This is a genomic window from Magnetococcales bacterium (assembly GCA_015231755.1).
In the GTDB taxonomy this organism is placed as follows: Bacteria; Pseudomonadota; Magnetococcia; order Magnetococcales; family Magnetaquicoccaceae; genus Magnetaquiglobus.
This window is the reverse complement of the sequence record JADGAZ010000002.1, coordinates 1-22,782: the sequence shown is the minus strand read 5'-3', so window position 1 is coordinate 22,782 and position 22,782 is coordinate 1. Positions and strand designations below refer to the sequence as shown.

At 54.5% G+C, this 22,782-nt stretch carries 20 protein-coding genes and 2 tRNA genes; 19 read left to right on the top strand and 3 right to left on the bottom strand.

Annotated features, from left to right (window positions below; all coding sequences use genetic code 11):
* Positions 1-34 precede the first annotated feature (34 nt).
* The 8 genes from HQL98_01535 to gspK all read left to right on the top strand — a co-directional run bounded on the left by HQL98_01535 (position 35) and on the right by gspK (position 7,976).
* A complete protein-coding gene (locus HQL98_01535; protein ID MBF0270742.1) occupies positions 35-457 on the top strand; it encodes a VOC family protein in 423 nt (140 codons plus the stop codon).
* A gap of 436 nt (positions 458-893) precedes the next feature.
* Positions 894-3,542: a pyruvate, phosphate dikinase gene (locus HQL98_01530; protein MBF0270741.1), complete on the top strand. Its 2,649-nt coding sequence runs from the start codon at positions 894-896 to the stop codon at positions 3,540-3,542.
* 201 nt (positions 3,543-3,743) lie between these two features.
* On the top strand, positions 3,744-4,961 hold the full coding sequence (gspF, locus tag HQL98_01525; protein ID MBF0270740.1) for a type II secretion system inner membrane protein GspF: 1,218 nt from the start codon (positions 3,744-3,746) through the stop codon (positions 4,959-4,961).
* Between the two features lie 8 nt (positions 4,962-4,969).
* On the top strand, positions 4,970-5,455 hold the full coding sequence (gene gspG / locus HQL98_01520) for a type II secretion system major pseudopilin GspG (protein MBF0270739.1): 486 nt from the start codon (positions 4,970-4,972) through the stop codon (positions 5,453-5,455).
* Positions 5,439-5,975, top strand: a complete 537-nt coding sequence (gspH, locus tag HQL98_01515; GenBank protein MBF0270738.1) for a type II secretion system minor pseudopilin GspH — start codon at positions 5,439-5,441, stop codon at positions 5,973-5,975. The genes gspG and gspH overlap by 17 nt, the downstream gene beginning before the upstream one ends.
* The gene (gspI, locus tag HQL98_01510; protein MBF0270737.1) at positions 5,972-6,349 is read left to right on the top strand and encodes a type II secretion system minor pseudopilin GspI; all 378 of its coding nucleotides are present in this window, start codon (positions 5,972-5,974) and stop codon (positions 6,347-6,349) included. Before gspH ends, gspI begins: the two co-directional genes overlap by 4 nt.
* 8 nt (positions 6,350-6,357) lie before the next feature.
* Complete coding sequence (gene gspJ, locus HQL98_01505) at positions 6,358-7,041, top strand: type II secretion system minor pseudopilin GspJ (protein MBF0270736.1); 684 nt, start codon at positions 6,358-6,360, stop codon at positions 7,039-7,041.
* The gene (gene gspK / locus HQL98_01500; protein ID MBF0270735.1) at positions 7,041-7,976 is read left to right on the top strand and encodes a type II secretion system minor pseudopilin GspK; all 936 of its coding nucleotides are present in this window, start codon (positions 7,041-7,043) and stop codon (positions 7,974-7,976) included. The genes gspJ and gspK overlap by 1 nt, the downstream gene beginning before the upstream one ends.
* 43 nt (positions 7,977-8,019) lie before the next feature.
* Here gspK and tviB read toward each other — a convergent pair whose 3' ends face one another.
* Positions 8,020-9,297 (bottom strand): Vi polysaccharide biosynthesis UDP-N-acetylglucosamine C-6 dehydrogenase TviB, encoded by a 1,278-nt coding sequence (gene tviB / locus HQL98_01495; GenBank protein MBF0270734.1) that lies wholly within the window; start codon positions 9,295-9,297, stop codon positions 8,020-8,022.
* A 189-nt stretch (positions 9,298-9,486) separates the two neighbouring features.
* Between tviB and HQL98_01490 the strand changes: the two genes are divergently transcribed.
* The 5 genes from HQL98_01490 (at position 9,487) to HQL98_01470 (ending at position 16,565) form a co-directional block, all read left to right on the top strand.
* Positions 9,487-9,837: a histidine triad nucleotide-binding protein gene (locus HQL98_01490; protein ID MBF0270733.1), complete on the top strand. Its 351-nt coding sequence runs from the start codon at positions 9,487-9,489 to the stop codon at positions 9,835-9,837.
* A 195-nt stretch (positions 9,838-10,032) separates the two neighbouring features.
* Positions 10,033-11,835, top strand: coding sequence for a DNA primase (locus HQL98_01485; protein MBF0270732.1), 1,803 nt, complete (start codon positions 10,033-10,035; stop codon positions 11,833-11,835).
* Positions 11,836-11,879: 44 nt separating this feature from the next.
* Positions 11,880-13,886, top strand: coding sequence for an RNA polymerase sigma factor RpoD (rpoD, locus tag HQL98_01480; protein ID MBF0270731.1), 2,007 nt, complete (start codon positions 11,880-11,882; stop codon positions 13,884-13,886).
* Between the two features lie 20 nt (positions 13,887-13,906).
* Positions 13,907-13,982 (top strand) — tRNA-Ile (locus HQL98_01475).
* Between the two features lie 375 nt (positions 13,983-14,357).
* Positions 14,358-16,565, top strand: a complete 2,208-nt coding sequence (locus HQL98_01470) for a hypothetical protein (protein ID MBF0270730.1) — start codon at positions 14,358-14,360, stop codon at positions 16,563-16,565.
* A 395-nt stretch (positions 16,566-16,960) separates the two neighbouring features.
* Here HQL98_01470 and HQL98_01465 read toward each other — a convergent pair whose 3' ends face one another.
* Complete coding sequence (locus HQL98_01465; GenBank protein MBF0270729.1) at positions 16,961-17,242, bottom strand: hypothetical protein; 282 nt, start codon at positions 17,240-17,242, stop codon at positions 16,961-16,963.
* A gap of 34 nt (positions 17,243-17,276) precedes the next feature.
* On the opposite strand from HQL98_01465, the gene HQL98_01460 reads away from it, so the two are divergent.
* Entirely contained in the window at positions 17,277-17,951 is a 675-nt protein-coding gene (locus tag HQL98_01460; protein MBF0270728.1) for a transposase, read from the top strand.
* Here the strand turns inward: HQL98_01460 and HQL98_01455 are convergent.
* Positions 17,939-18,097, bottom strand: coding sequence for a hypothetical protein (locus tag HQL98_01455; GenBank protein ID MBF0270727.1), 159 nt, complete (start codon positions 18,095-18,097; stop codon positions 17,939-17,941). The genes HQL98_01460 and HQL98_01455 overlap by 13 nt on opposite strands.
* A gap of 113 nt (positions 18,098-18,210) precedes the next feature.
* Here HQL98_01455 and HQL98_01450 point away from each other — a divergent pair, with 113 nt between their 5' ends.
* The 5 genes from HQL98_01450 (at position 18,211) to HQL98_01430 (ending at position 22,357) form a co-directional block, all read left to right on the top strand.
* A complete protein-coding gene (locus HQL98_01450; GenBank protein ID MBF0270726.1) occupies positions 18,211-18,417 on the top strand; it encodes a type II toxin-antitoxin system HicB family antitoxin in 207 nt (68 codons plus the stop codon).
* The gene (locus tag HQL98_01445) at positions 18,414-18,626 is read left to right on the top strand and encodes a type II toxin-antitoxin system HicA family toxin (protein ID MBF0270725.1); all 213 of its coding nucleotides are present in this window, start codon (positions 18,414-18,416) and stop codon (positions 18,624-18,626) included. The genes HQL98_01450 and HQL98_01445 overlap by 4 nt, the downstream gene beginning before the upstream one ends.
* 154 nt (positions 18,627-18,780) lie before the next feature.
* Complete coding sequence (rpoD, locus tag HQL98_01440) at positions 18,781-20,598, top strand: RNA polymerase sigma factor RpoD (protein MBF0270724.1); 1,818 nt, start codon at positions 18,781-18,783, stop codon at positions 20,596-20,598.
* A 20-nt stretch (positions 20,599-20,618) separates the two neighbouring features.
* Positions 20,619-20,694, top strand: a tRNA-Ile gene (locus tag HQL98_01435).
* Between the two features lie 616 nt (positions 20,695-21,310).
* Positions 21,311-22,357: a hypothetical protein gene (locus tag HQL98_01430; protein ID MBF0270723.1), complete on the top strand. Its 1,047-nt coding sequence runs from the start codon at positions 21,311-21,313 to the stop codon at positions 22,355-22,357.
* The last annotated feature ends 425 nt before the right edge of the window (positions 22,358-22,782 follow it).

The following is a 22,782-nucleotide window of genomic DNA, read 5'->3' as shown; positions in this document are numbered from 1 at the left end:
TGTCGGACACATTCATTACGAGGAGCCATCGATCATGGAACAACGTTTGTCACTGGTGACCCTGGGTGTGGGGGATCTGGCCCGGGCGCGGGCTTTTTATGAAAGTCTGGGCTGGCGCGCCTCGGCGGCCAGTTGCGAGGGGGTCTGTTTTTTCCAGACCGGATCCATGGCGGTGGCGCTTTATCCCCGTGAAGCGTTGCTGGCCGATGCCGGCTTGAGCCATACCACCCCGGTGGCGGGGGGAATCACGTTGGGGATCAATGTGGCCTTGAAAGAGGACGTGGACCGGGAACTGCTGCGGGTGGTGGCCTGCGGCGCCATCGAACTCAAGCCCGCCGTCGATACCCATTGGGGCGGACGGGTCGCCTATTTCGCCGACCCCGACGGACATCCCTGGGAAATCACCTGGGCGCCGATGTTTCCATTGGGAGCGAACGGGGAGTTGGTGTTGCCGTGAGGATGGTGTCGTCCAAGGTGTGAAATCGGTTTGGATCCAGGTCGGGTATTGTTTGATAAAGGGCGTGCGATTCTTGCCGGTATTGTCTGTATTGCCGGGCCAATGCTGTTCCGGGATGGATTCTTGGTTTGGATGTTGGAAAATTATCGAATCCTTTGTCTGTGGAAATCTTAGGTCTCATGGCCGTGGTGTGGACCAACAGTGGGTGCCCTTGGGCATGAAATCAACGGGTGGGGTTTCATCGATACGTTAATTTTCAGTCAATGTGCCGTATTGTGACACGCTCCGCTGTCGGTGTGTTGGCGGTCCGGGAAATGGGTTGCTTTTTTGTGAGTGGAAGAGTAGACTTTTTGCGTTGCGGTATTTGAGCGTAGCCGCCTCGGTATAAAACGGGACCATTCGAGCTGCAAGGGATCTTACAACAGTGAAAAAACGGATCTATTTCTTCGGAAAGGGAGTCGCGGATGGCAAGGCCTCGATGAAGGCCATCCTGGGCGGCAAGGGAGCCAATCTGGCGGAAATGTCCAGAATCGGCATTCCGGTCCCGGCAGGGTTCACCATCAGTACCGAGATATGCACCTATTTCTTCAAGCACGATGGCGCCTATCCCGAAGAGTTGCGGGAACAGGTGGACAAGGCCTTGGGCAAGGTCGGCAAGGCCATGGGCAACCGCTTCGGCGATGCGAAGAATCCCTTGCTGCTGTCGGTCCGTTCCGGTTCCCGGGTCTCCATGCCCGGCATGATGGATACCGTGCTCAACCTGGGACTCAACGCCGAAACCCTGCAAGGACTGCTCAACCAGTCCGGCGATCCCCGGTTCGTCTACGACTGTTACCGCCGTTTCATCCATATGTACTCCAACGTGGTGCTCAACCTGCCCCACGAGCGCTTTGAAGAGACCCTGACCCACGAGAAAAAACGTCTGGGCAAACAGCAGGACGTGGAGATGACCGCCGAGGATTGGCGCCATCTGTCCGAGTTGTACAAGGTCATTGTTCTGGAAGCCACCGGCAAACCCTTTCCGGAAGATCCCCTGGAACAGCTTTGGGGTGCCATCGGGGCCGTGTTCCACTCCTGGAATTGCGACCGCGCCAACACCTATCGTCGTCTCAACAACATCCCGGACGACTGGGGCACGGCGGTCAATGTGCAGGCCATGGTCTTCGGCAACATGGGTACCGACAGCGCCACCGGCGTGGCCTTCACCCGGGACCCGGCCACCGGCGACAATCGCTTTTTCGGCGAATTTCTCATCAATGCCCAGGGCGAGGATGTGGTCGCCGGCATTCGCACCCCCCAGGAAATCACCCTGGATGGCAAAAATCGCGCCCGCTCTCCCCATCTGGCCATGGAAGAGGTCATGCCCGAGCTGTATCAGGAGCTGGTGACCCTCTACAAAAGACTCGAAAGCCATTTCCGCGACATGCAGGATCTGGAATTCACCATCCAGAAGGGCAAATTGTGGCTTCTGCAAACCCGCAACGGCAAGCGCACGGTCCAAGCCGCATTGCGCATCGCCCTGGATATGGTCAAGGAAGGGTTGATCACCCCCCGGGAAGCCATCATGCGGGTCAAGCCCGAAGATTTGAATCAACTCCTCCATCCCACCCTGGATCCCAAGGCCAAGCGTACCGTGCTGGCTTCCGGTGTGCCCGCCTCCCCGGGTGGCGCTGTGGGTGAGGTGGTCTTCACCCCGGAAGACGCGGTGCAATGGGTCTCCGAGGGTCACAAGGTCATCCTGGTCCGCGAAGAGACCAGCCCCGAGGATATCCACGGCATGCACGCGGCTCAGGGCATCGTCACCGCCCGTGGCGGCGCCACTTCCCACGCCGCCGTGGTCGCCCGTGGCATGGGACGTCCCTGTGTCTCCGGTTGTCACGACCTGGACATCGACATGAAGGCCGAAACCTGTACCGTCAAGGGCACGGTGTTGCGCAAGGGTGACTGGATCACCATCGACGGCGACGCCGGTCAGGTGCTTCAGGGGCGCATCCCCATGATCGAACCCCAATTGACCGGGGATTTCGATCAATTCATGAAGATGGCCGATGTGGTCCGTCACATGAAAGTGCGCGCCAATGCCGACACCCCCACCGACGCGGAAAACGCGGTCCGGTTCGGCGCCGAGGGGATCGGGCTGTGTCGCACCGAGCATATGTTCTTCAAGGACAATCGCATCCTGGCGGTGCGGGAGATGATCCTGGCGCAAGACGAAGCCGGTCGCCGCGCCGCTCTCGACAAGATCATGCCCATGCAGCGTTCCGACTTCGAGGAGATCTTCCGGGTCATGAAGGGGCGTCCGGTGACCATTCGGCTGCTGGATCCGCCGTTGCATGAATTCCTGCCCCACGAAGTCAAGGAACAGACCGATGTGGCCGCATCCATGGGGGTGGAACTCAAGGAGATTCAGGGTCGGGTGAGCGCCCTCAAGGAGTTCAATCCCATGCTGGGGCATCGGGGATGTCGTCTGGGGGTCACCTTCCCGGAGATCTACGAAATGCAGGTCCGGGCCATCATGGAAGCGGCCTGCGGACTGGTCAAGAATGAGGGATTCACCATCATTCCCGAAATCATGATCCCCCTGGTGGGTCTGCCCCAGGAGTTGAAATTCCTCAAGGTCCGCTGTCTGGAGGTGTGTCGTCAGGTGATGGAGGCCTTCGGGGTCAAGATCGATCTGTTGATCGGCACCATGATCGAGCTGCCCAGAGCCGCCTTGGTGGCGGATGTGCTGGCCGAAGATGCGGAGTTTTTCTCCTTCGGCACCAACGATCTGACCCAGACCACCTTGGGTATCTCCAGAGACGATGCCACCCCGTTCATCACCGCCTATCTGGCCAAGGGATTGCTGGCCAAGGATCCTTTTGTGTCGTTGGATCAAAGCGGTGTGGGGCAGTTGGTGGAGATGGGGGTCAAGCGGGGGCGGGATACCCGCAAGTCCATCAAGATCGGGGTGTGCGGCGAACATGGGGGAGATCCGGCTTCCATCGCTTTCTTCGAGAAGGCGGGATTGGATTATGTCTCCTGTTCTCCCTTCCGGGTGCCGGTGGCCCGGTTGGCCGCAGCCCAGGCGGTGATCGCGGATTGATGTCGAAAAGGGGGGAGCGATCCCCCCTTTTTTTTGACTATTGAAAAAGAAGAAGGGGTCTGGGGAATTCATTCCCCAGGGTTTTGTTTTTTATTTTTACAAAATGAGAATTTTTTAAATTGTTTTTTTACAATCAAAACCCTGGGGGATGAATCCCCCAGACCCCCTCTTTTTTTTCAATGGTTTGTCGGGGGTGGGGATTTGGGTACCTTTGAATATACCGCCCTGGATGGTCGGGGACGCACCCGCAAAGGGGTCGAAGAAGGCGAATCGGCCCGGGAGGTGCGCGATCGGTTGCGGGAGTCGGGTCTGACTCCCCTCACCATGCTCGAAATCCAACAAGGCGCGGCACACCCCCAAACCGGTTTTCTCTCCCCCACCCGGGGTGTCGGCGGGGCGGATCTCACCCTGGCCACCCGCCAACTGGCCACCCTGCTCAAAGCCTCCCTTCCCGTGGAAGAGGCCCTGAACGCCGTCTCCCAGCAAACCGATCACAAAAAATTGCGCGTCATTCTGCTTTCGGTCCGCGCCCGGGTGCTGGAAGGTCGCGCCCTGGCCCAGGCTCTGGCGGATTATCCCACCCTCTTTTCCGACCTTTACCGGGAAACCGTGGCCGCCGGGGAAAGCTCCGGTCAACTCGATCGGGTGTTGGACCGTCTGGCGGACTACCTGGAAAAAAGCCGCAAACTCAAAGCCGGCGTGGGACTGGCCCTGATCTATCCGGCGGTGGTGGTGTTTTTTTCCATTCTGGTGGCCGGGGCGCTGGTCACCTACGTGGTTCCGGAAGTCACCAAGGTGTTCGAGGATTTTGGTCAGGAGTTGCCGCCTTTGACCCGTGGCCTGATTGCGTTGTCGGATTTTTTGCGCTTTCAGGGGGGATGGCTGCTGGTCGGCGTGGTGGGAATGGTGATCGGCGTGCGCCTGCTGATGCGCAAGGAGTCGGCCCGACGGGTGTGGCATCGGGTGTTGCTGCGCCTGCCGCTTTCATCGGCTTTGGTGCGGGGGATCAATACCGCCCGTTTTGCCCGGACTTTGGGGATTCTCACCGGCAGTGGCGTGCCGATTCTGGAAGGATTGCGCATCTCCGGGCGGGGGGTGGCCAATCTGCCCATGCGGGAAGCCGTGGCCAGAGCCGCCGAACGGGTCCGGGAAGGGGGAGGACTCCATCAGGCGTTGGCGGAAAGCCGGATTTTTTCTCCCATGGTGGTCCACCTGATCGCCAGCGGCGAGGCGAGCGGCAATCTGGCCAACATGCTGGATCGGGCCGCCGAGGCCCAGGAACAGGAGGTGGAAACCCTGGTGAGCGTGTTGACCGGCATGCTGGAACCTTTGCTGATTTTTTTGATGGGGGGTATGGTCTTGACGATCGTGGTGGCCATCTTGCTGCCGATCTTTAATCTGAACCAATTGATCCAATGAGTGTCGCTATGAACAGCACAGACGGTTTTACCACGGCCACCTCCCGATCCCGACAGGCGGGTTTCACCCTGATCGAAATCATGGTGGTGGTGGTGATTCTGGCGGTATTGGCCACTCTGGTGGCCCCGAAGATCATGAGTCGTCCCGGAGAGGCCCGTCTGGTCAAGGCCAAACAGGACATTCTGGCCATCGAGTCCGCCTTGAATCTCTACAAGCTGGACAATTTTGTCTATCCCACCACGGATCAGGGGCTGGAAGCCTTGGTGAAAAAGCCTACCCTGGAACCGATTCCCCAGAACTGGCGCGAGGGGGGCTATCTGGCCCGTCCTCCCAAGGATCCCTGGAGCCGCTCCTATCTGTATCTGCGACCGGGCGCCCATGGGGAGTTCGATCTGTACACCCTGGGGGCGGACGGGGTCGAGGGGGGAACGGAGGCCAACGCGGATCTGGGCAACTGGAACCTGGATGGCCAACACGATGCGAACAAAAGGTGATCAGAGCGGATTCACCTTGCTGGAAATCCTAGTGGTGCTGCTGATCATTGGCATCATGATGGGCATGGCGGTGCTTTCCGTGGGTCCGGGGGATCGGGAGAAGGGGACACGGGATGAATTGGCGCGATTGAAAGGGGTGTTGGATCTGGTATCCCGTGAGGCGGTACTCGATGCCCGGGAGTGGGGCATCCGTTTTGCCGATCACGGGTATCTCTTTTTGGTGCTGGACGACAAGAATCAATGGCGTTCTCCTCCAGCCGGGGATCGCACCCTGCAACCCCGACGCCTTCCCGAGACCATGCCTATGGTCTTGCGGGTCGAAGGGGTGCCGGTGGACAAGCCGGAGGTCAAACCCGACGATCCTCCCCAGGTGCTGGTATCGTCGGATGGGGAGATGACCCCCTTTGAGCTGGAATTGACCGTACCCGGTGCAACACGCACCGGGGAGAAGATCGCCTTTCGTCTGAGCGCCAGCCTCACCGGTCGCATGCAGATCGAACGGCTGGCGGTGACCCCATGAGGCGACGGCGGCCCGAAGGGGGATTTTCCCTGCTGGAGACCGTGGCGGCCTTGGCGGTATTGGCCTTGGCGCTGTCCGCGTCGCTGCGGGCGGTCTCCGAATATGCCCGCAACGCCGCCTATCTGCGGGATCGCACCCTGGCCCACTGGGTGGCGATGAATCAGGCCACGGAACGCCGGATCCGTCTGGAGTGGCCCGAACCCGGTATCATCCGGGGCACGGAGACCATGGCGGACCGGGAGTGGCATTGGAGCGTGTCGGTTTCCAACACCACCGAACCCCAGATGCGACGCCTGGAGATTCAGGTGCGCGCCGAGGCCTCGGACAGCTCCCAACCCCTGGCCCGTTTGGAATCCTATCTGGTCAAGCCATGAAATCCCCGATGACTCTTGCGGATCGGCGCGGCTTCACCCTGCTGGAGCTGCTGGCGGCGTTGGCGGTGTTCGCGGTGATGTCGGCGATGGCCTATGGCGGGTTGAACGCCTTGTTGCAGGCCCGTCAGGAGGGGATGAAACGCATGGAGGCGTTGGATGCGTTGCGGACTTTTTTTCTGTTCGTATCCAGGGATGTGGAACAGGCGGTGCCCAGAGGCATGCGGGATGGTCAACAAAAAGTTTTTCCGGCGTTGGTGGGCAGCGATGGCTCGACCCGGTTTCTTGAATTGACCCGGGGAGGCCGACCCAATCCCCGTGGTCTGGCCCGCAGCGCGTTGGAACGGGTGGCCTACTCCCTGGAGGAGGGACAGGTGTTGCGTCGCTCCTGGCCTGTGCTGGACCGGGTGCAAGACGAGGTTCCCAAGGGGGAGATCCTGCTGGAAGCGGTGACGGAGGTGGAGATCCGATTCCTGGCCGTGGATGGCAAATGGCGGGGCACCTGGCCCATGCCGGCGGCGCCGGGTTCGGGGGGATCCGGAGGGATTCCCGCCGGGGGAGCCATTCCGGGTGTCGCGCCGGGAACCGTTCCGGGAGGGGCGGAGGTCTCCTTGCCACGGGCGGTGGAGATTGTGGTGCTCAAGAGCGGTTGGGGACGGGTGCGGCGCGTGTTCGAGATTGGAGGCGGCGGGTGATGGCCGTGGTGGGAAGAGAATCCCGACGGGGAGCCGCGTTGCTGACCGCCTTGCTGATCGTCTCGGTGGCGGTGACGGTGACCATTGGCATGATTTCGGCCCAGCATCTGGATATACGTGCCAGCGGCAATATCATGGAGCGGGATCGGGGTTTGCATCTGGCCCTGGGGGGAGAGGCCTGGGCCATGGGCATTTTGAGTCGGGACGCGGCAGAGAGCAATCATGACCATTTAAACGAACTCTGGGCCGCCACCCCGCCGCCGATTCCGGTGACCGGGGGTACGGCCACGGGACGGATCACCGATCTGCAAGGCCGGTTCAATCTGAACAACCTGGTGCGGGATGGCAAGCAGAGTCCGGTGGATCGTGCCCGTTTCGAGCGGTTGTTGCGGGTGATGGGGCTGGATGCCCGACTGGCCCTGGCGGTGGTGGACTGGATCGATGCGGACAGTCAGGTGAGCCAGCCGGGAGGGGCCGAGGATGAGACCTATCTGGGCCGGCGTCCCCCCTATCGGGCGGCCAATCAGCCGTTTGTTACGCCAACCGAGTTGCGGCTGGTGGAAGGGTTCAACGAAGAGGCTGTGAGCCGACTGTTGCCTCTGGTGACTGCCTTGCCGGAGCGCACCGAGTTGAATATCAACACCGCCCCTGTGGAACTGCTGATGACCCTGGTCGTAAACATGACCCGCTCCGAGGCCATGACCCTGGACGACAAACGGCAACGGGGGGAGGGATTCAAGGATCTGGCCACCTTTCTGGCGGAGCCGCTCCTCAAGGGCCGGGAGGTGCTTTCCGACGGTTTGACGGTCTCCAGCCGTTTTTTTCTGGTGGAAGAGGAGGTGCGTCTGGGGCGGGGTCGGACCCGGCTTTCCAGTCTGCTGGTGCGTCAGAATGGACGGGTGATCGTGCGTCGGCGCTCCCAGGGGGGCGTGTGACCTTTGAGGAGCGTGACAAGCCGGGTTCGCCTGGTGTCTCGGTTCACAGCCGCAGGTCGGTGGCCTCCGCGGGAAACAGGTATTTCAGATCGTAAAGCACATGGCCCGGCTTGCCGAGCCGCCGGATCCGCTCCACGCCCATCTCCCGGAACTGCTGATGGGCCACGGCGAGAATGATGGCGTCGTAGGCGTTTTCTTCCGGGTGGGTCACCGGCGTGATGCCGTATTCGTGGTGGGCCTCGTGAAGCGCAACCCAGGGGTCGAACACATCCACGCTGCAATGGTAGTCGTGCAGTTCGTTGACGATATCCACCACCCGGGTGTTGCGCAGGTCCGGGCAGTTCTCCTTGAAGGTCAGACCCATCACCAGGATGCGTGCGCCATCCACCAGCAGACGGCGTTTGGTCATGGCCTTGACCAGTTGGGCCACCACGTACACCCCCATGGAGTCGTTGAGGCGTCGGCCCGCCAGGATGATCTCCGGGTGATAACCGATGCTCTGGGCCTTGTGGGTGAGGTAATACGGATCCACGCCGATGCAATGCCCCCCCACCAGACCGGGACGAAAGGGCAAAAAGTTCCATTTGCTGCCCGCGGCCTGGAGCACCGCTTCGGTGTCGATGCCCATTTTGTTGAAAATGATCGCCAGTTCGTTGATGAGGGCAATGTTGAGATCCCGCTGGGTGTTTTCGATCACCTTGGCGGCTTCGGCCACCTGGATGGTGGGAGCCTTGTGGGTGCCGGCGGTGATGATTTCGTTGTAGAGGGCGTCGATCAGGTCGGCGATTTCCGGGGTGGAGCCGGAGGTGACTTTGCGGATCGTGGTGACCCGGTGTTCCTTGTCGCCCGGATTGATCCGCTCCGGGGAGTAGCCCACGAAGAACTCCCGATTGAAGGTCAATCCCGAGAAACGTTCGAGAATGGGCACACAATCCTCTTCGGTGCAGCCGGGATAGACGGTGGATTCGTAAATGACCACATCGTCGGGCTTGAGTACCTTGCCCACGGTTTCGCTGGCCTTGATCAACGGGGTCAGGTCCGGGCGTTTGTGGGTGTCGATGGGGGTGGGCACGGTGACGATGAAGCAGTTGCACTCCCGCAGATCTTCCAGGCGGGTGGTGAAACGCAATTGCGTGGCGGCCAGGAGCTCTTCCCGATGGGTTTCCAGGGTCAGATCGTTGCCGGCGCGCAGTTCGTCGATACGCTGTTGATTGATGTCGAAGCCGAGTACGGAACGCTTGCTGCCGAACTCCACGGCCAGTGGCAGACCCACATATCCCAAGCCGATGATGGCCAGTTTGATCTCAGACAAGGATTTCATGCAAGCTTTAGCCCGTGATGGTGGTGGAAAATGGATCCGTTTGGCATCCGCGCGCCGATGACGTGGTTCGAAGATGGATTTATGCCAAAATCATGCCTATTGGAGTGGAGAGGTGTCAAGCCTGGAAAAAGGAGGGTATGATTGGGGATCCGGATTTCATCTGACCGCCCACACAAGGAGAATCGACCCATGTCCCAGGAGTGTATTTTTTGCAAGATTGTGCAAGGCCTCATTCCGTCCAAAAAGATTTACGAAGATGAGATGGTTTTCGCTTTTCATGACATTCATCCCCAGACTCCGGTGCATGCGTTGGTGATTCCCAAGCGTCACGTGGCCTGTCTGGATGATCTGGGCGTGGCGGATCGCGCCGAGGCGGGACATCTGCTGGAACGCGTGGCCCATGTGGCCCGGGAACTGGGGGTGGCCGAAGCGGGGTATCGCACCTTGATCAATACCCGCGACCATGGCGGACAGGAGGTGGCGCATCTCCATGTGCATATTCTGGGAGGGCGCAGGGTGGGTCCCATGGTGTGTCGATAGCGCCCGGGAGGGGGGATGATGTCGATTGTCGAGAAAATTTTTCTCTCTGGACTTGACAAGCGCAACCTATCGTAGTCAAATAAAATGTTATGCCGAAACATACATGGAACGACCGGCACTCCTGTTTCGATGCACGGTCACGCCAGCAGGTGTGGTGTGACGGTTTCTTTATGACGCGCTTCAACGGATGGCCCCATGCCCCGGTATCCCGACACACTCATTGACCTGATCCGTGAGCGGGTGGATCTCCTGGAACTGGTGGGCCGTCGGGTCACTCTGAAGAAACAGGGAACCGGTTGGCAGGGGCTGTGCCCGTTTCATAATGAGAAAACCCCTTCGTTTTCGGTGAGGCCGGACAAGGGGTATAAATGTTTCGGCTGCGGCGAAGGAGGTGACGCCTTCGACTTCGTGATGAAGTCCAAAGGTGTCGGCTTCAACGAAGCCGTGGAAGAGTTGGCGGCCATGACCGGCATCTCCTTGCCCCGGGATGGGCCGGAAGATCCGGAGACCGCCCGCCGGGAGGAGTCGCGGCGTCGGGTGCTGGAAATGCTCGCGGCGGTGCGGGCCTGGTACCGGGAGGAGTTGACCGCTCCCGGCGGCAACATGGCCCGTCGCTATCTGGCGGACCGGGGACTGAAACCCGCCACCGTGGAAAACGAAGGCTTGGGGTATGCCCCTGGAGGATGGAGTCGTCTGCTGGACCGTTTCGGCGGCGGCGAGGCGGCGGGGGAACTCCTGGAGCAGGCCGGATTGGTGACCCGCAAGGCCCCCGGTGAACGACTGTATGACCGTTTCCGGGATCGGATCATCTTTCCCATTCACGATCTCAAGGGGCGTTGCGTCGGATTTGGCGGACGATTGATGGGGCCGGGCGAACCGAAATATCTCAATTCGCCGGAAACCGAAGTCTTTCAGAAGGGCAAACTCCTGTATGGCCTGGAAACCGCCCGGGAGTCGATCCGCAAGAGTGGTTCGGCCATCGTGGTGGAAGGCTACATGGATCGTCTCTCCCTGGTGGACAAGGGGGTGCTGCCGGTGGTGGCCACCCTGGGAACCGCCTTGACTCCGGATCATTTGCGTCTTTTATGGCAACAGACGCGCAAGATTCATTTCTGTTTCGACGGCGACGCGGCGGGGGAAAAAGCGGCCTGGCGGGCGTTGGAACTGTTTTTCGATGGTCTGGAGGCGGATCGTCACGCGGCCTTTTTGTTTCTGCCTCCCGGAGAGGATCCGGATGAGGTGGTGCGGCGGGAAGGGGCGGCGGGATTCGCCCGACGCATCGAAGGGGCCATCGCCCCCATCGAGTTTCTGGTCCGCAGGCTCGGTGCCGGCCTGAACGCCGCAGACCCCGAAGGACGTGCAGCCCTGATGCATCGTGCCCGTCCGTTGCTGGCCAAGGTGAAGGATCCTTTGCTGCGGGAACTTTACGCCGAGACGTTGGGTCAACGTTTGCATATCCCGTTGCGATTCGCTCAGGGGGTGAGACCCCCGGAACCGCGACCGGTACGGGCTTCTCCTGCGCCTCGGCCTGTCCGCCAGGGTCAGACGCCTTCCCAACGGGATCACGAACAGGCCCTGCTGGCTTTGCTGCTGCGGCACCCCCGTCTCGCCAAAGAACGGGAGGAGGAGTTGAGCCGCCTGCAACTGGAAAACGCGCAACTGGCCGCCTTGTTGACCGAATTGATCGAATGGGGCCAGCAAGGCGCTGACAGCTCCGGTCGCTGGCCGCCGGAACGGTTTTCCACACCGGAGATGGCCCGACGGGTGCAAGAGATTCTGGCCGCCGAGGAGTTGTCGCCGGATTTGGCCGATGAAGAGTTCGACGGCTGTTTGATCAGTGTGCATGTCAAGACCTTGCGCCGGGAACGGATGAATCTGATGCGTCGGATCGATCTGGAAGGCGATCACGACAATACTCTGACCTCCCGGTGTCGCGCCCTGAAACTGGAAGAACGCAGGGTGCTGGAACGCAAAACCGTTCGGGAAGAGGCGCGCTAAAAGGGACATGGTTGGCATCACAATCAGGAACAATCGGGAGATGGATGAATAATATGGGTGAAGATCCCAAACTGGGTCAGATGAAACTCTTGATCGAGCGCGGCAAGGAGCGTGGATTTCTGACCTATGACGAAGTCAACGATGTCCTTCCCCATAATGTCAACGTCGCGGAGCAGATCGAGGACGTGGTGACTGTGCTGGATGATTTGGGCATTCATCTGGTGGAAGAACCGGAAGTGGTCTCTTCCATCAAGTCCATTCCTTTGGGGGATGTGGACGTGGATGTCGAACTGGATGTGGACCTGGGCGACGTGGATGTGGACGATCCGGACGACGGGGATGATCTGTTCGGCAAACGGGGCGGGTCGGATGGCGGCATCGAGGATATCGATCTGGGCAAGACCGATGACCCGGTACGCATGTATCTGCGGGAAATGGGGTCTGTGGACCTGTTGACCCGTGAAGGGGAGATCATGATCGCCCAGCGCATCGAGGCTGGGCGCAACGAGGTGATTTCCGCCATTTGCGACTCCCCGGTGACGTTCCAGGAGATCATTCTGCTGGCGGAAAAGTTGCGCAATGGTCAGGTGAGTCTGCGCGATATCCTCGACATTCCCGCCCCCTCCCACGAACTGGGGGAGGATGGCGACGGAGAAGAGTCCGACGACGAGGACAGCGACGATGACGACGATCTGGACGACAAATCCGATGACCTGATGGATGAGGACGACGAGTCCCATGATCTGGATGGCGGCGAAGGGTTGCTCGCCATGAAAAAATCCACCGAAGAAGAGAATCTGCGCATCCAGGAGTTGCTGGAACAGACCCAGGCGGTATTTGATTCCATTGCCGCCGACAACGTGATGCTGAACGAAATCCGCGCCGAACAGGAGAAATGTCGGCTGGCCGGAGATGGGGTCGGGGTCAAGCGGTTGCGTCGGCGTTATCGGGATCGGCGCGAGCGCATCGTCAAGGCGGTGGTATCGGTCAAGTTTTCCTTCAAGCAGATCGACCGCATGGTGCGTATTTTAAAGAAATACGTCGAGCGGGTGCGTGAAGTGGAGATGGAAATTCTGAAAGTCTCCGAAATTGCCGGTGTGCCCAAGAAGACTTTTCTCAAGGAGTACCAGGGCAGCGACGGTCGCAAGGTCTGGGTGGACAAGTTTTCCAATCATCCTTCTCCGGCGTGGCAGCGATTTTACGAACATCGGGAGGATCTGTACGCCCTGCGGGACCGGATCACCGAAATCGAGGCCGAAGCCGGTCAGACGGTCACGGATCTGAAAAACACCAACAAAAAGATCATGACCGGGGAACGCAAGGCCAGTTGGGCCAAAAAGGAGATGGTGGAGGCCAACCTGCGTTTGGTGATCTCGATTGCCAAGAAATACACCAACCGGGGACTGCAATTCCTGGATCTGATCCAGGAGGGCAACATCGGTTTGATGAAGGCGGTGGACAAGTTCGAGTGGCGTCGGGGTTACAAGTTTTCGACGTATGCCACCTGGTGGATCCGGCAGGCCATCACCCGTTCCATTGCCGATCAGGCCCGCACCATTCGCATTCCGGTACACATGATCGAGACCATCAACAAGCTGGTGCGTACCAGCCGTCAGATGGTGCAGGAGATGGGCCGGGAACCCACCCCCGAAGAGATCGCCGAACGCATGGAAATGTCTTTGGACAAGGTGCGCAAGGTACTCAAAATCGCCAAGGAGCCCATCTCCCTGGAGACCCCGGTGGGGGACGAAGAGGATTCCCATCTGGGGGATTTCATCGAAGACAAGTCCATGCTGTCGCCTTCGGAACTGGCCATCATGGCCAATCTGCGCGACACCACCGGACGGGTATTGAAAACCTTGACCGATCGGGAGGAGAATGTCTTGCGCATGCGTTTCGGCATTGGCGTGCATACGGATCATACGCTGGAAGAGGTGGGCAAGCAGTTCCACGTCACCCGCGAACGCATCCGCCAAATCGAAGCCAAAGCCCTGCGCAAGCTCCGCCACCCCACCCGCTCGCGCAAGCTGAGAAGTTTTCTGGAGTCTTGAAACGACGTAAAATGTCATGCGGGCCTATAGCTCAGCGGTCAGAGCCGCCGGCTCATAACCGGTCGGTCCCAGGTTCGAATCCGGGTGGGCCCACCAATTTGATTTTGAAGTGTTTTTCTTCGTCTGTTGCCGCCCTTCGGGGCGGTTTTTTTTGTGATAAAATAACTCCAATATTTTTAATGGTTACGTGAGATGGTTCGAAAATGCTTTTGGTTTGATTTTTTTGACTTGCGGGCGTCGAAATGGGCGGATATCATTCTCTCTCCGGCCACATTCTCCAAAACCTGTGGACCCACTTAACGATTTGATACTGGGAGAATATTATTGACTCCTGATACTGGACTGTTTCGAAGTGAAACTTGGTCGCGGAGAATGGGGGAGGATTCGAACTTGGATCCGGGGTGGTTCTTATGATACTGCTGGACGATGCTGACGAATACTTATTCTTATTAAGAAAAAAGGGGTTGGGCGATGTACAGAAATTCCAGTAGACGTACTGATAGTCTTCAGACGAATAATGCAGGAATAATAACAGTTAATTACAAGGATTTGTTTTTAAGGCTGTTAGATAAATTAAATAGCCCAACATTACAAGAATATCGAGAAACAATAACTTCATCTTCAGCAAAGCTTGATTCTAGGCAGTGGAGCAAATTATTTACAAATTGTTTTTCGCATCACGTTAGACCAACGATTGGCTATAGCAAAACCCTTCAAGTAAATGATCAGGACGAGAATATAATTGCAGAAGACAATCTTGCAAAATTTTTTATTTCTGAAACATATATCCCCCCTGGGGTTTACAGAACCGTTTCAAAAGAAGATCAAATAATTTCTGAAGAGTTGTCATATCAAGAATTTCTTAAATCTATAACGGCAAATCCAATAACAACAAATAATCTCAAAAACATTTTCGGAACAAATCGTATTAGTTATTTGCTTGGTGAGCCAGGCGAAGGGAAATCCATATTTGCCACAAGAGTTGTTAATGATGTCTTTGGGATGGATTTAAATGATGGGTTTAAATTGTTTCCTGTAAAATTTGACGTTAAAGACGAATATCTTGGAAGAGAAGTGTACAAAGATATTAATGATCAATTTTATGTAGAGCTAATCAAAAAAATTGAATCAACTTTATTTAGTGTCCTGGGTATATATTATGATATAAATATTTCAAGACAGAACTCTCCACAGCCGTACTTTATAGCGCTTGTTTCGAGAATGATGCAAGATAAATACCGTTTAATTATTTTAATTGATAATTTAGATATTTATCATTACAGGTTTTCAAAATATTCATTCTTTGATAAAGAATTTATTTGCCAATCAGAAAGGTTTGGGAATAACATCTCAAACTTAATTGACATCTTTGACCAAAATGGTGCTTTTGGTCAGCTAGGACTTTGTGTGCTCTTCTTCTGTAGAACATATTTGTACTTTATTCTTACGAAGAGATCTTCAGACAGTCAGAAGAGTATAAATGGAACGTATTATAAATTAAAGCAATCACCACTCAAAGATGTTGTAGATTCCAGGATAAAACTATTAAGCGAAGCAATTAAGGCTATACAGAAGGCGAATAACAATAAAAGCGAATTATTTTCAGATGTGCTTGGGCAAATAGGAGTTATTCTTACGATTTCTGCAGAGGGTTTTTCTGAACCTTCTATGCAAGCCATCTATAACATGTGTCATCACAGGTATCGTTCTTTGATTGAGTTTTTGGGAAAATTATCCTTTGATAAGGAGGCATTTATAATTTGTAAAAGATTGTTTAACGAATACCCTTCGCTTCTTGTAATGCTTTATGTGCTTAATTTTAAAAAGCGGTATACTCAAGCAAATGAACATTTCCCAAATATTTTCTTGGTTGATGCGACAATTTCCCCTGAAATGAATTTCACAGAATGGCATAAACCGCATCAACACACTTATTGGTTAAAATACCTAATTTTAAAATATGTTGTTACATCTTACAATAACAACGACAAAGTGCGCGCATCTGATGTTGTTTCAATGTTTTGTGATTTAGGGAGATTTCAGAGAGAATTTGTCCTTCTTGCGTTAGGAAGTTTATGTACAAGTAATGAATACAAATGCATTGAAATTGATTACTCAACCTATACTAAGAATATATCTGCTCTCGATTTCTTTTTATTGCCAACTGAGAGGGGTATGTATTTGCTTGGGAAAGATACTAAAGTCTTTCCAAACGTGTCAGAATTTTGTTTTTCATTTAACTATCTCGAATTAGTTACTGACGATTATCAATTAGCAATCCCAAGAGATTCTTATAAAGAGGAGCTCTATGCTAATAATTATAAACATATTATTGACAGTGAGGAGTTTGGGTTTAGGGCAAAAAAATTAATTGGTGATAAAATTAAAGCAGTGTATTATTTGTATTGCGCTCTTTTCATTGATCTGACCGAGGAAAAGAAATTAAGAAGTGGTTTGTTCGCAGTATTAGATGCTAAAAATATAACGCCAAACATTACTGATATTAAAAATGAACTGTTCAGATCAATACGCAGACTGATGGCAAAGATAAGATTAACTGATCTCGAACAAAGCAATATAGAAAGCCTGTTAAGCGGGTGGGACAACGATATCAAACGCCTTACCCGCACGTTTTCTACGATTAAGAATCAACACAAACCTGTTATGGTTGAGAAATGATTATGTTAAGCAGCGTTGAAGAGAAATTGGTTATCGCTCTTATCAGCTCTTTTCTTGGCTTTATGTTCGGAATGCTGGGTGGGTATTTAAATAGTAGACTAGATAAAAGAAAGAAGTTAACGGAGGGCTATTGTTTGTTATTGTTTAATATTGACACTTTAGTGGAGCAGGTGTCGTATATTAGCATAAACAATGTACAAATCTTATCGATCCAATCATACAATAAAATTTTTTTTGAACAACTACTTAAGAATTACCAGGAATTTATGCTTGACAGTAAGTACCGTAATGAAATTTTTGATTACATTAAGATTTATTATCAGTTTGAACTAAATAATATTAATAATGAAAACTCTGCTAGGTATCTTGAACGCTTAAATACAATTAAAAGAAAATTAAATCTTGGTGCGCTTCTTGGGTGGTGAAATCGAAATAGGGAAATCGCGAAATTCGAAGAAATCCGGAAATCCCAGAAATCGGGGGCAGCTTACCGATTTCCCTGATGGCCATAAATTGGCTATATCGGCAATTTCGGGAAACCCCACTTCTCCCTCTGCTGCTCCCATTCCATCGGGAACGGATTCTTCAACTCCCGCCACGTCAGCACATCCGGCTGCCGCCCGTCCAGGATCGCGACGATGATGTCCGGAACGGAAATCCGGGGACAGTATATTCATTTCCTTTCCGGCTTGAAAAAGTTACCATGATCTCATGGCCAGAATCGCTCGTGTTGTTGCTCCTGGATTGCCGCATCACATCACCCAGCGCGGGAATCGGAGGCAGCAGACATTTTTTGTGGAACAGGATTATCAGGTCTATCTCGATCTGATGGCAGAGTGGTGCGCGCGTTTTGAGGTGGAGATCTGGGCCTACTGTTTGATGCCCAACCATGTCCACTTGATTGCTGTTCCTCGGACGGAGGAGAGTATGCGGTTGGCCATCGGCGAGGCGCACCGGCGTTACACCCGGCATGTCAATTTTCGCCAAAAATGGCGCGGGCATCTTTGGCAAGGTCGGTTTGCTTCGTTCCCTTTGGACGAAGAGTATCTTCTGGCCGCTACCCGGTACGTCGAACTCAATCCGGTACGGGCACGTTTGACCGTCTTGCCTGAAGAATACCCATGGAGTAGCGCACGCGCTCATTTATCCGGGCAAGACGACAGACTGGTCAAAACCAAACCCATGCTGGAGTTGATTCCGGATTGGTCTCTTTTTTTGGCAAGCCGGTTGGCCGATGAAACCATGGAAACCCTGCGCAGACACGAACAAACCGGAAGACCCTTGGGCAGTGATCTCTTTTTGGACAAACTGGAGACCCAACTGAAACGGATTCTCAAGCCCCAAAAGCCAGGACGCAAGCCCACCAAGCCCGATCAACCGGGATGAATCATCCCCCACTTCTCCCTTTGTTGCTCCCATTCCATCGGGAACGGGTTCTTCAACGCCTGCCACGTCAGCACGTCCGGCTGCCGCCCGTCCAGGATCGCGACGATGATGTCAGGCGCGAGCAGGGTCATCAACGCATCGATCAAGTGCAAGACGCCAAATCGACGAAGGTGCTTTAAAATCCAGCGTTCATGATTTAATATAAAGAGACATCAAGTTTTTTTGTTGTAAGAAACTCCACGATCAGGAGTCCATGGAAATGAATTACACCATAGAATACGAACAGGAAACGGACGGTCGCTGGCTGGCCGAGGTGATGGAACTGCCGGGAGTGATGGCTTATGGTCGGACCGAGGAGGAGGCCATCTCTCAGGTCGAAGCCCTGGCCTTGCGGGTTCTGGCGGAACGTCTTGAAAATGGGGAAACCCAGGGGCGGGCATTCACGGTCTCGTTTGCGGCGGCATGAGCATGTGGCCCGCCAGCAAGGCGCGTCTCGTGTTGGCAGCCTTGCTTCGTATCGGTTGGCGGATCAAACGTCAAAGTGGATCCCATCGCACCCTGGAAAGGGATGGATGGGCTGATGTGGTGTTCGCTTTCCATGATCAGGAGGAAATCGGTCCCCGTATGTTGTCACGTCTCTCGCGCCATACTGGTTTGCAGCCCTATGATTTATAGTTGTATCAAGTGCCAGAATTTTTTGTTCGCCTTGGCATCACCTCCTTGATCTTCTCTTTGAATTGCATAAACTTATTTGAGTGATCATTAGCAGAGAATTGGCGGGCGGCCTGTCATCCTGAGTTGGTCGGGCGGCGGTGCCGCATCGGCAACCATGGTGGTCTCTTCCATCAAGTCCATTCCCCTCGGTGACGTGGATGTGGATGTCGAACTGGATGTGGACCTGGGCGACGTGGATGTGGACGATCCGGACGACGGGGATGATCTGTTCGGCAAACGGGGCGGGTCGGATGGCGGCATCGAGGATATCGATCTGGGCAAGACCGATGACCCGGTGCGCATGTATCTGCGGGAAATGGGGTCTGTGGACCTGTTGACCCGTGAAGGGGAGATCATGATCGCCCAGCGCATCGAGGCTGGGCGCAACGAGGTGATTTCCGCCATTTGCGACTCCCCGGTGACGTTCCAGGAGATCATTCTGCTGGCGGAAAAGTTGCGCAATGGTCAGGTGAGTCTGCGCGATATCCTCGACATTCCCGCCCCCTCCCACGAACTGGGGGAGGATGGCGACGGAGAAGAGTCCGACGACGAGGACAGCGACGATGACGACGATCTGGACGACAAATCCGATGACCTGATGGATGAGGACGACGAGTCCCATGATCTGGATGGCGGCGAAGGGTTGCTCGCCATGAAAAAATCCACCGAAGAAGAGAATCTGCGCATCCAGGAGTTGCTGGAACAGACCCAGGCGGTATTTGATTCCATTGCCGCCGACAACGTGATGCTGAACGAAATCCGCGCCGAACAGGAGAAATGTCGGCTGGCCGGAGATGGGGTCGGGGTCAAGCGGTTGCGTCGGCGTTATCGGGATCGGCGCGAGCGCATCGTCAAGGCGGTGGTATCGGTCAAGTTTTCCTTCAAGCAGATCGACCGCATGGTGCGTATTTTAAAGAAATACGTCGAGCGGGTGCGTGAAGTGGAGATGGAAATTCTGAAAGTCTCCGAAATTGCCGGTGTGCCCAAGAAGACTTTTCTCAAGGAGTACCAGGGCAGCGACGGTCGCAAGGTCTGGGTGGACAAGTTTTCCAATCATCCTTCTCCGGCGTGGCAGCGATTTTACGAACATCGGGAGGATCTGTACGCCCTGCGGGACCGGATCACCGAAATCGAGGCCGAAGCCGGTCAGACGGTCACGGATCTGAAAAACACCAACAAAAAGATCATGACCGGGGAACGCAAGGCCAGTTGGGCCAAAAAGGAGATGGTGGAGGCCAACCTGCGTTTGGTGATCTCGATTGCCAAGAAATACACCAACCGGGGACTGCAATTCCTGGATCTGATCCAGGAGGGCAACATCGGTTTGATGAAGGCGGTGGACAAGTTCGAGTGGCGTCGGGGTTACAAGTTTTCGACGTATGCCACCTGGTGGATCCGGCAGGCCATCACCCGTTCCATTGCCGATCAGGCCCGCACCATTCGCATTCCGGTACACATGATCGAGACCATCAACAAGCTGGTGCGTACCAGCCGTCAGATGGTGCAGGAGATGGGCCGGGAACCCACCCCCGAAGAGATCGCCGAACGCATGGAAATGTCTTTGGACAAGGTGCGCAAGGTACTCAAAATCGCCAAGGAGCCCATCTCCCTGGAGACCCCGGTGGGGGACGAAGAGGATTCCCATCTGGGGGATTTCATCGAAGACAAGTCCATGCTGTCGCCTTCGGAACTGGCCATCATGGCCAATCTGCGCGACACCACCGGACGGGTATTGAAAACCTTGACCGATCGGGAGGAGAATGTCTTGCGCATGCGTTTCGGCATTGGCGTGCATACGGATCATACGCTGGAAGAGGTGGGCAAGCAGTTCCACGTCACCCGCGAACGCATCCGCCAAATCGAAGCCAAAGCCCTGCGCAAGCTCCGCCACCCCACCCGCTCGCGCAAGCTGAGAAGTTTTCTGGAGTCTTGAAACGACGTAAAATGTCATGCGGGCCTATAGCTCAGCGGTCAGAGCCGCCGGCTCATAACCGGTCGGTCCCAGGTTCGAATCCGGGTGGGCCCACCATTTTTTTTCAATAGTTTTTTCTCGTCACCAAGGCCGCCCAACCGGGCGGCTTTTGTATATGCAAAAAAGTCCAATGTTTCCAATGGTTGCGCGGAACAGTTCGAAAACGCATTTGGTCGAATTTCGGACTTGCGGGAGTCGAAATGGGCGGATATCATTCTCTCTCCGGCCCCATTCTCCAAAACCTGTGGACCCGCCCTGGGTGGGTCCGGAAATTACGGACCCACTTAATGGTATGATATTGGGAGAATATCATTGACTCCTGATGCTGGACCATTTCGATGTGAAAGTTGGTTGCGGAGAATGGGGGGATTCGAAAGTGGGTCCGATCTATAACACCTTCGGATTTGTCGGCTTAATGGAGATACTGTCCCAGAAGTTATGGTCCCCGAATTTTCGATCAAATATTAGATTCAATCAGCTAGGAGTACTCGTATGCTTGACTACTTGATCGCCAACAAGGAATGGATATTCAGCGGAATCGGCGTTACTATGATTTCATGGCTCTTATTTAGGGCTTCTGGGATTAAAAGTAGCATGTCGCAGAAGGGAGGCGATAGCTCTACAAATATCCAGGTTGGTGGTAACGTTACTTCTTCTTTTCGGAAGGACGGTAATGGATATTAGCAATAGAAGTCAGCAGGGTGGCGACAACTCGCTAAACATCCAAGCCGAACAGGTTACGGTAAACACTGGGCTTACAATTTCCCATGTCAGAGAGATAGCCAATGAAGTATTTGAAAGTAATTTTGCTAAGTTGGCAGGCTTAGCAAAAGAGACGGCTGACAAGCGGGCGCGAGAGATAACAGATCAGTTCATTCAGGAACTGGAAGCAAAGAATCCGGCGGGAATGCAAGCCGCTGAAGATCCCGACTTTCAGTATTCTCTCTTCACTGTCCAAAAGGAGTTCGCCCGGTGCGGTGATAAGGAATTAGGAGACCTTCTAGTTGGTCTACTTGTGGACCGTACAAAACAAGAAGAACGGAGTCTGCTACAGATCGTTCTAAATGAATCGTTATCGGTTGCTCCAAAGCTCAATTCCGAGCAATTGGACATCCTCGCATGTTGCTTCAATGTTGCCAATGTGTTCAGAGGTAACATGAATAGTATTGAGATGCTCGCTGATTATCTAGAAAATGAGATATTGGTTTTTGCTGATCCGATTAGTCTAAAACTTTCTAATTACAAACATATAGAGTTTGTCGGTTGTGCTTCGGTCAGGGCAGGTTCGAGAGATATCGTAAAATCATTAACCGACGCGTATAAAGGTTTTTTTTCGAAAGGATATCAACGAGACGCCATAAGGGCGATCGAAGAAAGAGAGCCGAAGATTATTGATGTTCATATTTCATGCCTTCACGATTCCGCTCTGTTACAACCAAAAGGGTTAAACGACGACATAACCAAGACGCTGTGTTCGGACAGAGGCATATCGGAAGAATTAGCCAATCAGCTTATCCAGCTAAATACGCAATATGTAATGAACGAGCAGGAGGCACGCAAGTTTCTCGAAAAAATTTGTCCGAGGTTTCCGAAGTTCCTAGACGATGCGGCGAGTACCCAATTCAATAGCATGGAATTGACAAGCGTAGGCATCGCAATTGCGCATGCTCACTCTCGCAAGAAGATTGGCTTTGATGCAGATCTTTCTATCTGGATATGAAGTCGGAAATCCGGAATCTGGTAAACCATACTCGGTCGTAAATCCGGGGACATATATGGACCCCTCCCGGAGCGCAAGGAAAATTTCTGCGCCCCAGAATGGTTGGTGCCTTTGTCCTCTGTTGGCCGTCTTTTTCTGTCTCGATTCTTCCGTTATGCCTCCTGCCATTGCTTGTGTCAGCTTGTCTCGACCAGATGCCGTGAATCGTGAGTGAACAAGGGAACGGATGCAGACATATATTCTGTAGTAGGCAAGACTTAATCTGACATTTATGGTAGGATGGACATAAACCAACCAAGGAGGATGTCAGCGATGAATGCCGAAGAGAAGATTATCAAGAACAAGGTGGGCTTATTGAACCTGGCGGAGATGCTGTGAAATGATGTGGTGACGGGTCGGACCAGCTCTTTCGGAACCTGACGGGG